Annotated in this window: 10 protein-coding genes and 2 pseudogenes; 2 read left to right on the top strand and 10 right to left on the bottom strand. The window is 35.2% G+C overall.

From position 1 onward, the window contains the following. Positions 1-151 precede the first annotated feature (151 nt). The 7 genes and pseudogenes from AB1279_RS16070 to AB1279_RS16100 all read right to left on the bottom strand — a co-directional run. Positions 152-1867 carry a methyl-accepting chemotaxis protein gene (locus AB1279_RS16070; protein ID WP_429759862.1) on the bottom strand — a complete coding sequence of 572 codons (1716 nt, stop codon included), beginning with the start codon at positions 1865-1867 and terminating at the stop codon, positions 152-154. Between the two features lie 55 nt (positions 1868-1922). After that, on the bottom strand, positions 1923-2636 hold the full coding sequence (locus tag AB1279_RS16075; protein WP_429759863.1) for a hypothetical protein: 714 nt from the start codon (positions 2634-2636) through the stop codon (positions 1923-1925). Between the two features lie 93 nt (positions 2637-2729). Further along, complete coding sequence (locus AB1279_RS16080; protein ID WP_429759864.1) at positions 2730-3881, bottom strand: Ig-like domain repeat protein; 1152 nt, start codon at positions 3879-3881, stop codon at positions 2730-2732. Between the two features lie 22 nt (positions 3882-3903). Next, on the bottom strand, positions 3904-5532 hold the full coding sequence (locus tag AB1279_RS16085; protein ID WP_429759865.1) for a flagellar motor switch protein: 1629 nt from the start codon (positions 5530-5532) through the stop codon (positions 3904-3906). Positions 5533-5873: 341 nt separating this feature from the next. Then, on the bottom strand, positions 5874-7826 hold the full coding sequence (locus tag AB1279_RS16090) for a chemotaxis protein CheW (protein WP_429759867.1): 1953 nt from the start codon (positions 7824-7826) through the stop codon (positions 5874-5876). Positions 7827-7983: 157 nt separating this feature from the next. Next, positions 7984-8352 (bottom strand): response regulator, encoded by a 369-nt coding sequence (locus AB1279_RS16095; RefSeq protein WP_429750788.1) that lies wholly within the window; start codon positions 8350-8352, stop codon positions 7984-7986. Between the two features lie 182 nt (positions 8353-8534). Then, positions 8535-8741: pseudogene (locus AB1279_RS16100) on the bottom strand (OmpA family protein); the annotation flags it as partial. 238 nt (positions 8742-8979) lie between these two features. Between AB1279_RS16100 and AB1279_RS16105 the strand changes: the two are divergent. Beyond that, positions 8980-9582, top strand: coding sequence for an HD domain-containing protein (locus AB1279_RS16105; RefSeq protein WP_429759868.1), 603 nt, complete (start codon positions 8980-8982; stop codon positions 9580-9582). A 56-nt stretch (positions 9583-9638) separates the two neighbouring features. On the opposite strand, the gene nfsA is transcribed toward AB1279_RS16105, so the two are convergent. From nfsA to AB1279_RS16120, 3 genes are all read right to left on the bottom strand, one after another. Further along, a complete protein-coding gene (gene nfsA / locus AB1279_RS16110) occupies positions 9639-10373 on the bottom strand; it encodes an oxygen-insensitive NADPH nitroreductase (protein ID WP_429761446.1) in 735 nt (244 codons plus the stop codon). Positions 10374-10504: 131 nt separating this feature from the next. Next, positions 10505-10822 carry a DUF4870 domain-containing protein gene (locus AB1279_RS16115; protein ID WP_429759870.1) on the bottom strand — a complete coding sequence of 106 codons (318 nt, stop codon included), beginning with the start codon at positions 10820-10822 and terminating at the stop codon, positions 10505-10507. A gap of 112 nt (positions 10823-10934) precedes the next feature. After that, on the bottom strand, positions 10935-11516 hold the full coding sequence (locus AB1279_RS16120; protein WP_429759871.1) for a YdcF family protein: 582 nt from the start codon (positions 11514-11516) through the stop codon (positions 10935-10937). Between the two features lie 593 nt (positions 11517-12109). Here AB1279_RS16120 and AB1279_RS16125 point away from each other — a divergent pair. Further along, a pseudogene (locus AB1279_RS16125) lies at positions 12110-12418 on the top strand (recombinase family protein); the annotation flags it as partial. Positions 12419-12455: the final 37 nt, after the last annotated feature.

Raw genomic sequence — 12455 nt, forward strand, 5'->3', positions numbered from 1 at the left:
CTCCTATCAGTGGAGGGTTTTTTCATCCCCAACTATATTCCTCGCTTCTCTCTCAGTCTTTTGGGGTCTTACTGCCCGTTAATGCGGGATAAAATCAATATAAAAAGGCCGCTTTCATCATTGAATAGCGACCTTTTTATATTGAAACAAACTAGGATAATTTATAGCGACCAATCACACTTGAAAGCTCATTAGACATAGATTTAGACGATTCTGCTTCTTGTTTCATCATATCAACTGCTGCAGCCTGTTCACGAGCCTGCACTGAAATTTGTTCTGTTTGCTCTGCATACTGCATTGATTGATTTGCAACTGTTTCTAACGTTTGTTGCATATCTTCCACATACGTTGTCATTTCCTCTGTTTGTACAGATACTTCTTGCATTTCATTTGCAATTTTTGCAATTTCTTGTACGATACCATCCACAGCCGCACCTGCTTCATACATCATCGTTTGTCCTTTTTTTGATTCCATGACACCTTGCGAAATCGCTGCGGTTGCTCGTTGAATATCATTATAAATTTGCATAATAAAGCCTTGGATTTCTGCTGTTTCTCCTTTAGACTGTTCTGCTAATTTACGCACTTCCTCGGCAACAACAGCAAATCCGCGTCCATGTTCTCCAGCACGCGCTGCTTCGATAGAAGCATTAAGCGCTAATAAATTTGTCTGTTCAGCAATATCACGGATTGCTTCAATTAATCTTTCAATTTGCTTTGAACTTGATGCTAAACTTCCAATCACATTTGCTGTATGATTTACTGACTGATGAATCGTATCGACTTGCTCTACAGATTGACGAATTTGTGTACGCCCATCCTCTGCTTGATGCGTTGCATGTCCCGTCGTTTCAGCAACATAAGACGCCGCTTCCGCTACACGCTGCACACGATTAGACATGTCTTCAACGGCTTGCAAACTATTGTTCATCACGGTTGCTTGTTCAGCCATATGTGTGGACATATTTGTAAGTGTCCCTGTCTGTCCTGAAACCGATGCTGCCACTTCACTCGACGTAATCATAACGTGATTCGATTGTTCCGTTACCGCTTTTGTTACTTCTTTAACATGAAGCATCATTCGCTGCAATTCATCCATACAGCTATTAAATCCGATTACAAGGCGGCCAATTTCATCACGTTTTTTATAATGAAGACGAAACGATAAATCTGCTTCCTCACCTGAAAAAGCTTCTAGTTTATGAGCTACTTGACTTAATGGTTTTAAAGAACGCTTAATCATAAAGAAATTAACAATAATCAGAACGATACTTACAATAACCATCATCGCAGTAATACTAGTTCGAATAAGCTGTATCGTCCCTTCAATCTTATCCACGCGATTTCTTAATGTTTCTTGAATCGAATTCTTTTGTGTATTCGCTAAATTCACACCAGAATCAATTACTCGAAGCGCCTGTTTTGCTTGAATATACGCTTGCAGACGATCTTGCTTTATTACATTTTGCAACTCACCAATTTGTTTATTTCCCTCAGTAACTTGCAATTGCAATTGCTTATAAAAATTTGTCGTATAGCTACTCTTTCCGAGTTTCTCCACATCCTGTTGAATATGCCCATATGCCTTCTTTGCATCGTTAAACTTTGCAACTGATTCCTCTATTCGTTCCTCTTCACTACGATCATCATTTGGCTCTTGTATAAAGGCACTTTGAACTGAAGCTGTAGCAGACATAAATTGAAAGCGAATAGAATCATATAACTGCATCGTTTCATTCGCTTCCATCATTGTAAGTTGTCTTTTTTGATCATACGTATATACAACAAAACTACTACAAACAGACAACAATACGAGTAATATAATAAAAATTGAATTCACGATTGTAATCTTTTTTACTAAACTCATTGCATTTTCTCCCTTTAAATCTTTATATAAAAATAAAAAGATTTTATTGTTACCCCTATATAACAAATATACAAATCATCCAAATGAGTAGAAAAAAGATTGTAATTGACCATTTATGTTGCATTGTCCATTGTTTCATCTGCTGCGAAAACTGTGTCATACTCATTTCAGCTAACGCTCTCCACATACCGACATCACGTTCTTGTGAAACAATAGTTGTTGCATCAATACCTGTACTTTCGTTTGATAGTTTCATCATATAAGCTGTTATCGTTTGAACGACCATCTCTACTTTAGAAGGATCGTGCTCTAGCATATGAGTAAAAGCAAGGACATCTAGCAAAGGTATCGTCACTTGTTTCCCATATTGCTGAAAAGAGACCGGCAATTCAATAAAATCGTATGTTCCATCTAATAATGGGATTTGCCGAACATGTACATGTTTTACAAGCTCCTGCACGTTTTGTAAAATACTTTGATACATTTGCTCATTTTGTCCCTTTGGCTGCTCCGACAACGATTGTAGCTGCTGAAACAATTGTAAGACCGACTTTAGTTCGTTTAAAATGATGCGCACAGCAACTTGCCCCTCTTGAACATTTGATACTATAATGCCAATTTGCTCTCCTTTTGTAACGATATGATGGTCAATTGCAAACGATATCGTATTCTGTTTTTGCTGTGTAGTTACTTCCCCTTTATTCAAACTTGAAGGCTGTTGTAATGGTTCAAATGTTGTTTTTCCTGGTGTCACTCGATTAATTTCCATACACAGCCCTCCTTCTTATACACGCTGCAGTGATTCACTGCAGCGCTTTATTTTTATCCAATCAACAAAGCCATCATCGACGAAAGTTTTACTCTATGAACCCCAGTCTTTATTACTTTTTAGTATGAAAAATATTAAAAAACCTCCAGATATGATGGCAAATAAATCAGAAGACTGTACCCCAGTCTGTTGTTTCTTATTTTCTTTCTTATCTTCTTTCTTGTCTTCTTTTTTGTTTTCTTTTTTTGGTTGCACTACGCCTTTATTATGTGGTGCTTTTTGTGTCTCTTTTACTTTTACATCTTGTGTATGACTAATATCATGCTGCTTTTGTTTTGCTGGTTCTGTTATTGTAATAATTGCCTCTTTCGAAGGAGTTACAACTTTTGTTTCTTCCTGCTGTTTTTGTTCTTCCGATTGTTCTTTCGTTGAATCTGCTGTCTTTTTCTCTTCTACAACCGAAACAACGTACTGACTTTCCATCACACTTGTATTCCCCGCTGCATCAACTAATTCAATCATAAGTTTGTATACACCAATTGGCATTGCCTCGGTCATTTTATACGTCCCTATCCAGCTATCTTCTTTTTTATCATATTGAAGCGGGAAGGAGAAATTTGTTTCTTTCCCTTCTAATCGAACTGTAATTTGTTTCACAGTTGATGCCTCATCTTTTCCCTTAGCATGAATAGTCAGTAATTCACCTTTTTTCATTTCCAGTGTACTCTCTGGATGATCCAAAATCAGAAATTCCTCCAACTTTGGACCTTCCTTATCAGGAAGAGGTTCTTTATTTTCAATTTGCACAAGATCTACTTTTTGCTCTATCGGTTCCCCGTCACCATACATAAGAACATCAAGCTGCCAATTCCCCTCTAAATCGTACGGGGTAACTGTATAGTTTGCAGTCCATCGTTTCATCTCTTCATCGTATGTAAAAGATAACTGGCGTTCTTGTTCATATTGCTGTTCGTTATTGGATAAACGAAGCCGCCCCAGCAATTTTTGAACACGTAATTCTTTTGGTTCAATCGCAATATGAATTGTTTCACCGACAATAGCTTTTGTCTTACTTACGGTAATATGTCCTATTTCCGTGTTTATATTTTGTTCTTCTACTAGTTCATTATTTTCTTGTTTTGCAGCAGGAGGATTCTCAATTGCTTCTGCCCTACTATATATAGGAAACAGCATGAACAGTTGCAAAACCATACAGCTACTGAGAAAATACCTTATATTTTTCATTTCTAACTCCTAGCATGATGAATTACAGCGATTTCATTACTTTCACACCGAAAAATCCATCGACATTTACAAGTTCTCCGTAAGCCACTAACACATCATTTACATAAATTTGAATCGGCTCCTCAGTACTTTCATCCAGTAGCACTGTTTCATTTTCATGTAAACTTAAAATATCTTCAATTGTTTTCATCGTACTTCCAAATACAAATTTCAAATTCACTTCTACATTTTGTAATATATCCGTTTGCACATATGTATTAATTTCAGCCTTTGTACTAGGAGAAATTTCTTGAAGCTTCACAGGCTGCGCTGTAGATTCTTCTACTGGAGGAGCTTCTACATGTTCCTCTTGCTTCTCTATGTTTTCCTCCTCTTCTACTTGTGGAAGTAGACGCCTTACCATTGCCTTTGCTTCTGGTATTGGCAAAATTTGATACATTTTCGAATGAATTAAATTGCCAATCTCCAGTTGAAATGTAATTTGGACGAGTTCATCCATCATACTAGTTCCACTCATACTCTCCATTTCTTCTTGAAGAGTGACAAATTTAACTGTTGGCGGTGAAATATCCATTTTCTCTGAGAACATTTCAGACATTGCTGTTGCTGCATGCCCCATCATTTGGTTCATAACCTCTTTTACACCGCTTAATTCCAATTCAGTTAGCTCTTGTTCCGGATCAATTTCGCCCGTTCCCATCATCATTAAATCTACCATCGTTAAAGCAACATCTTTTGAAAATACAAATATATTTTCATGTTGTAATCCTTCAATGAAATCTACATTTAAGATAACAAACGGCACAGGCACACCATTATAATCGCGGACATTAATCGTTTCAACTTGCGGTATACTGATGCTTACAGGTTGATTCAGTAATGTTGATAAAACAGTAGAAGCCGAGCCGATTGATATATTTGCAATCTCCCCAAGAACATCTTTTTCTTCTTGTGTCAACAATGCTACTGAAGGATTTTCTTTCTCTTCTACATCTCCTGATAATTGCAGAAGCTTGTTTACCATTTTTTTTGCGCTTTCTATTGAAACAATTTGTACAAGCTTTGAACTTACCAAATCATCAATTTTCAAATCAAATGATATTTTAATAATTGCACCGCTACCACTACTATCTACTTTGGAAATTTTCTCCATCTCTTCTGTTAGAGTAACAACTTGGATTGTTGGAGGAGACATATCTACAACATCTTGAAAAAATTCTGACATAGAAGTTGCTGCAAATCCCATCATTTGATTCATCGCTTCTTTAACAGCACTCAGTTCTAATTCGGATAGTTCTCTTCCGTCTTCAACTTCGCCCGTTCCCATCATCATTAAATCAGCAATTGCTAATGCAACATCTTGCTTGATCACAAGCAAGTTCTCCATCTCAAGACCTTTTGTAAAATGAATATTTAATACAACATGTGGAATTTCAACTTCTCTCGTATCATATAAATCTACTACTTCTACACTAGGAGTAGTTATACTAACTTGTCGATTTAATAACGTGGACAATACCGTTGAAGCTGAGCCAAATGATATATTTGCAATTTCTCCGAGAATATCACATTCTTGTTGTGTTAATAAATGTGAATGATCTTTCTCAAGTACAAGTGTATCACCGTCTCCATGTCTATGTTGTTCAGCCATTTGCTAAACCCCCTCATATCGCTCTTTCTCTATATCATCATGGCATTTTTACATTTTAATAATTTAATGTCCATATAAAATTAAATACAAAATTGCTGAAGAAAACAACTATATTCTATACATTTTAACAAATTTATTACAAAAAACAGCTAATATATAGAGTGAAACTTCCATCAGTGTGCGTTTTCTTCATCACCCACTGATGAAAAGCCCGTCCAATCGGGCACATGCCAGCAGCATATCTTTGCTTCTTCTGAAGCCTACGGTAGAGAGGTTGTTATCCGCAAGTAGCAAGATAATCTAAAACTCCCCAACCATATACGTTGAGGAGTTTATTCATCTTATAAACCTTCCGGATTCAAAATGAGAACTACCCGTCCGTCACCAAGAATCGTTGCACCAGAAAAATATGTTACACTATCAGCAAAAAAGTCTCCAAGTGATTTTAATACAATTTCTCTTTGACCAATAATCGTGTTTACAACTAATCCGTAACTGCGACGTGAGTTACGCACAATTAATACTGGAACCATTTGTCCCTCATATGCTGCCAATGCTTCTTCTAGTGTCTTTTCACCGAAAATAACACTTAAATGTTTTACTTCAATAACTTGATCACGATAATTTAAAATATCTTTTCCTTGCAGTGTTTGAATATCTTCTTTTCTAATACGAACCGCTTCAACGATATTTCCAAGCGGCAGGGCATAGCGTGTTTCATTTGTTTGAACAAGCATCGATTGAATGATGGAAAGTGTTAACGGCAGCTCGATGCGGAACGTACTTCCTTTCCCTTCTTCTGAATCAATAATTACATGTCCACCTAAACTATTAATTGTATGTTTCACAACATCTAGCCCTACACCGCGGCCGGATAAATCAGAAACAACTTCCGCTGTACTAAATCCCGGTGCAAGAATAAGCTCGTACACTTCACGGTCCGTTAGTTTATTCGCTTCTGCTTCTGTCACAACGCCATTTTGAATCGCTTTTTTCAATACTCTTCCTTTATGAATACCGCTACCATCATCAGAAATTTGAATGACAACATGATTACCACTATGAAATGCCTCGAGTTTAATTGTTCCTGTTTCGCTTTTTCCAGCATTGCGCCTTGCATCAACAGTTTCAATACCATGGTCGATTGCATTACGAATAATATGTACAAGTGGATCCCCAATCTCATCAATAACAATCTTATCGACTTCTGTATCCTCACCAGTAATTTGCAAATCAATTTTCTTTCCAAGCTCTTTTGCAAGCATACGTACCATACGTGGAAAACGATTAAAAACCGTTTCAATTGGAACCATGCGCATATTCAGTAGAACATTTTGAATATCCTTTGAAATGTCTCCTAATCGGTTCAAATGCTCAATCAATTCTTTGTTTTGAATGGACTCTGCTAATTCATCAATTCTGCCGCGTTCAATGACACTTTCTTCAAACATATTCATTAAGCGCTCAATTTTATCAAGTTGTACACGAATCGAACGGTTTTCAACCTTTGCACTTTTACCTTTTGCCTTCGCAGGTTCTTTTACTGATGTTTGCTGCGGAAGCTCTTTCTCTTGAACAGATTGCTTTTCCTCTATTTTTACAGACGACAATTCTTCTAATTTCTTTACTTCTGCTTTTTCAATTTCAGATACGTGAAGTACAGCTTGCTGAATTTCTTCTTCACTTCGCTCTGTTTTTAAATAAACGGTAAAGTCAAAATCAAACGTATCCGCTTCAATTTCCTCTATAGTCGGCACCGTTTTTTCAATTTCTCCAAGGCCTTGCAACGCCTCAATACACATAATCGCGCGCACCGCTTTTAACATTGCCTGCTGCTGAATAGAAATATGTACTACAAGAGATGCTTTATCATCTTGGTTTTGCTCTATCTCGTTTTCAGCTTGTTCCACAGGTTGCTCACCATGAAGCAATGCTTCCAATTTTTGTTTTGTACTAGCAACATGAATATTCCCCATACCACCTTGCTGCACATCCGCCACCATTTTCTCTAAATTATCGATACATTCAAAAATCACATCAATAATGTTAGCATTTACAACCATATTGCCGTGACGAATTTCATCTAATACATTCTCCATTTTATGAGTTAAATCTGCCATCTCTGTGAAGCCCATACTAGCAGACATCCCTTTAAATGTATGTGCAGATCGGAAAATTTCCCCAACAACTTCCATGTCTCCTGGTTTTTGTTCCAATATGAGCACATTTTCATTTAACGCTTGTAAATGCTCTTCTGACTCTTCGAAAAAAATACTTAATAAGTCTGTTTGCATATCAATCCCCTACCTGTCCGTTCTGAAAACCTATAATTTATGTATATTAATTTAATGTTTCGCAAACTAATAGAAAGGATATAAAAAGGAGGCACCCTTTTTTCATTACATATACAATAGCTTATGTTCAAGTTGGCGCCTCCAGTTATTTTGTATGTTAGTTTGTTGCTACTTTTGTTAATGCTTCAATTACACGATCCGCTTGGAACGGTTTTACAATAAAATCTTTTGCTCCGGTTTTAATTGCATCCAGTACCATACCTTGTTGCCCCATAGCAGAGCAAATGACAACTTTTGCGCTTGCATCAATCTTTATAATTTCCTTTAACGCTTCTAATCCATCCATTTCTGGCATTGTAATATCAAGTGTTACAATATCTGGCTGCAACTCTTTATATTTTTGAATTGCTTCAATTCCATTTTCTGCTTCACCAATTACTTCAAACTCAGTACTGCTTTTTAATAAATTTTTAATCATCGTTCTCATAAACATTGCATCATCTACAACTAAAATTTTATGTGCCATTCTAATAATTCTCCCTTTCTATGTATAGAGATATCTTAATATTTAATGTTAGCATTCTCCTTCATTATACAAAATAAAATGATAAAATTTAAATATTTTTTTAAAAGAATACTTGTATTTTTGTTATTTTTTTAAATTAGATAAATAAAACGGAAAAATATTACATTTTTATCAAGTGAAATTTAAAGCTCTTTAATATAAATGACAACACGACTGGTTTTTTGCCAGTTTTCTGGAGAATCATTTACAGCAACCGTTTTTGTATCTACATATCCAACTGCAGCTAAACGTGATGCTGAAATTCCATAGTCTTCTATTAACAAGTAAATCATATTTGCTGCACGTGCAGACGATAACTCCCTGTTAGAAGGAAACTTCTCATTCCACACTAATGGAAAGCTCTCACCAATCGGGCTTTTACGGACAGTTGTCCCCCACCTAGCATCTTGGCTTCTCTCACTCTTGACGTGAGCCGTTAATACGGGATAAAAGTGCCATTTTTCTTTTAAATAATCCGCCTTCATACCCTCCTATTATATGTTCATCATCTATTTATAGCAATAAATTCATGTTATTGACACATTTCATTTTCGTATTAAGATTAACATATATAAAGGGGAGATTTATATGGAATATAATATTTTAAAAGTAATTGCACTAGCAGAAAAACTAAAATACGAAATGCGGCACAGTTGGCTTTCTAACGGCCGTCAAGAGAGTGTAGCAGAGCATACATGGCGTATGTCACTCATGGCTATCCTCGTTCAGCCTTATTTAGATAAAGAAGTGAATATAGAAAAGTTACTTAAAATGGTAATTATTCACGATTTAGTTGAAGCTGAAGCGGGTGATATCCCTGCGTTTGATATAATGAATAGTGAAGAATTAAAGCGAAAAAAACAAGAAAACGAACAGCAAGCAATCCTGAATATTAAACATACACTGTCAGGTCCACTTGGAGAAGAATTATATGACCTATGGATGGAATTTGAAGAAAAAGAAACATATGAAGCAAAAGTAGCGAACGCTCTAGATAAGCTAGAAGTAAAAATCCAACATAATGAAGCAGACATTGATACATGGCTTCCAATTGAACATAAAATGACATTCCAAGTTGCACAGCATACAGATTTTGATTCGTTCTTATCAAAACTACAAAAGATTATTGAACAAGAAGGAGAAAAAAAATTAATTGCTGCTGGGATTGATGTAGAGACGTGTAAACAGTAGAACAATTCCAAAATACATGAAAGAAAGCGGCCTATGTAATAGCCGCTTTTTCTACATTATTTTTTATTAAATCCCTTTTTAACCAAAAATTCTTTCATATGCAATCGCTTTTCCTGTGACATAAACGCACTCATTGAACCAGTCCATGTCACATCCTTTTGATTTGTTAATCTTTCTTTATAATACTGGTTTGTCGTATGATCGTATTCATCCAATAATTCATTATATTTTTTCTCATCATATACATTTTCATGTAAAATAGCTCCAACTGATAATCGAGGTTTCACCCCATGATTTTCATCCGGTACACCAATTGTTATTCCGAAGACTGGATATACTTTATCCGGCAAATGTAATAATTCGCTTACTTGCTCTGGATTATTACGAATGCCGCCAATATAACAAATGCCATATCCAAGAGATTCAGCAGCAAGTGCTAAATTTTGAGCAAACAGAGAGGCATCTACCGTTGCTACAATGAAATTTTCTGTTGTATCAGATTTAATTTCTGTTCCATGCTTCTCACATGCTATTTCCAATCGCTTTAAATCTGCACAGCAAACAAAGAATGCCGCGCAACTTTTCACATGACGATTTCCAGATAGCTCCGCTAATTGTTCTTTTAATGCTTCATCTGTTACATATACAACAGAATAAGCTTGCACAAAATGTGATGATGCCGCATGCTGTGCTGCTTCAATCATTCTTTCAATTATATTCTTTGGAATCGGTTCCTTTTTATATTTACGAACTGATACGTGTTGCTCCATTTTATGTATAACTTCATTCATCATATCCTGCCTCCTGTAATCTGAATACTCAATAATTAACATATTTTTCACTTATAGACAAATGATATGTTTATGACAAAATGACATATAAAAAAGGACCAATCTTATTTGATTGATCCTTCCATACGTAATTAAGCTACTTTCAACACCTTTACACCTTTTACAATATTCCAAACAAAATAATAAATTCCCACAACTGCACAAATGACATACGTTACAATCACACCAACACCAATACTTGCAGCGTCTCCCATACCAATACCAACTGCCCCTGAAAGAGCAAGGCCTCCAAATAAGATAATAAATGGAATGATGTGCGTCCATAATGCTTTTTTTGCATGATATTTCACGTCACCTTCGGCAATAAAGTAGACGATAATTGGAAATAAGAACGGTGCAAAGAAAATACTAAAATAACATAATGAAGATAAAATATTATTGCTTTTCATACGATTCACCTCTAAAGTTTTGTTGTTTTTGTTACTTTTATTATGCCATTCTAAAACTTTAGAAACTATCGTTTTACCTTTCAGCCAAATTACAGTTTTGTAAGATTTCTCGTTATATTTGATCCATGAGCCAATACTTTGTAATTGCCAAGTATTCTCGAACATTAGATTGAATGATAACAGGTTTGGGTGTTCTTGCAGACAATCCCTCTAACTGCAATCCTTGTTTTTCAGCAATCTTTTTTGCACGATACATATGAAAATCGCTCGTTACGATCATTCCTTTTTTCTTATTTGTTGGAATAAGAGATTTTGAGAATTGTATGTTTTCATTTGTATTTGTAGAACGATCTTCCATTGTAATCCGTTCTTCTTGAATTCCCTGTTCCATTAATCCTTGTTTCATAGCTAAAGCTTCGGAGATTTTCTCCCCTTTTCCTTTACCACCAGACACAATTGCAGTTGTTTCTGGATGTGTTTTTAAATATTCAGCGGCTTTATCAATACGATATTGCAGAGAATAAGATGGTTCTGTTCCATTCACACGGGCGCCAAGTACAATCATATAATCTGCATCATTCGGTGCTTCCATATGTCCATGCTTGTAAATAATATATTGTAAAATACTCATATAACCAACTACAATCATCAAAAGAATCACGCCATACGTTATCCACTTTTTTCTTTTTAGCATTTCTACAAATACTCCCATCTCTCTATTTTTTTCATCATAATATTCTTCTGATTATTTGTGTAGTTCCTTTTTCCAATTCAACCTATTTCATCCTTTAAAAGTAATATTTTCACTTTAAATAGAAATATAGAATAATGTATACAGTACAATTTTTTACAAAGGCATATTGAAATTAAAGTGATGCTTCGAATTTTGAAGTAGAAATTCTGTTTATAAATAGCCAAAGATCCCCTTAATGTGTTTATCAAGACCTAAATTCAAAAAAACTTAAAATATAAGGGTTCCAACATATTATATATGACTAATATGTTAGAACCTTTTATTTTTGGTACTGATTTTTGAAACTGAATTTGCATAGTATTTTTCTCTATTTGAATAGAAGTAAATAAAGCACCATAAACGGTCGTTTTTGTGACAAGGATTATTTCCATTATCCATTTACACATCAAAAAAATGAATCAAATAAATATTCCAATTCATTCTCTATAATTTCTTTCAATGAAGAATAATTAAAATTACATAACATTCTATTCAGTATCTAATTGGTATTTTTTGTATTATCCCCCCTTTTCGGGGGATGGGCAAAGAAACCCAATTTAGGAATTGACACACGAACTCCAACAGGAAAATCCTTTTTAACAGTTATGTCGGCCTTTAGTGAATTTGATCGAGAAATGATTAAGGAAAAACAAATTGCTGGAATTAAACTTGCAAAACAAAAAGGAGTGTATCGAGGGAGAATAAAAAAATACACGGAACAACATGCAGGGATGAACCATGCAATTGAATTACGCCAACAAACAAAGAAAACAATTAAAGAAATTTGCGCCATCACAGGTGTAAGCCAAGCAGCTTTATATCGGAAATTAAGAGAATTAAAAAAGGATGATTCTTTAATATAGAAAAGAATCATCCTTTTTATGTAAAAATATTCCTTAA

Origin of the sequence: Bacillus sp. S14(2024), from assembly GCF_050473785.1 — a bacterium.
GTDB classification, from domain to species: Bacteria; Bacillota; Bacilli; order Bacillales; family Bacillaceae_G; genus Bacillus_A; species Bacillus_A yunxiaonensis.

Coding starts and splice junctions, on each gene's coding strand:
- AB1279_RS16070 (WP_429759862.1), bottom strand. CDS start 1,867: ATGAGTTTAGTAAAAAAGATTACAATCGTGAATTCAATTTTTATTATA.
- AB1279_RS16090 (WP_429759867.1), bottom strand. CDS start 7,826: ATGCAAACAGACTTATTAAGTATTTTTTTCGAAGAGTCAGAAGAGCAT.
- AB1279_RS16080 (WP_429759864.1), bottom strand. CDS start 3,881: ATGAAAAATATAAGGTATTTTCTCAGTAGCTGTATGGTTTTGCAACTG.
- AB1279_RS16105 (WP_429759868.1), top strand. CDS start 8,980: ATGGAATATAATATTTTAAAAGTAATTGCACTAGCAGAAAAACTAAAA.
- nfsA (WP_429761446.1), bottom strand. CDS start 10,373: ATGAATGAAGTTATACATAAAATGGAGCAACACGTATCAGTTCGTAAA.
- AB1279_RS16095 (WP_429750788.1), bottom strand. CDS start 8,352: ATGGCACATAAAATTTTAGTTGTAGATGATGCAATGTTTATGAGAACG.
- AB1279_RS16120 (WP_429759871.1), bottom strand. CDS start 11,516: ATGCTAAAAAGAAAAAAGTGGATAACGTATGGCGTGATTCTTTTGATG.
- AB1279_RS16115 (WP_429759870.1), bottom strand. CDS start 10,822: ATGAAAAGCAATAATATTTTATCTTCATTATGTTATTTTAGTATTTTC.
- AB1279_RS16075 (WP_429759863.1), bottom strand. CDS start 2,636: ATGGAAATTAATCGAGTGACACCAGGAAAAACAACATTTGAACCATTA.
- AB1279_RS16085 (WP_429759865.1), bottom strand. CDS start 5,532: ATGGCTGAACAACATAGACATGGAGACGGTGATACACTTGTACTTGAG.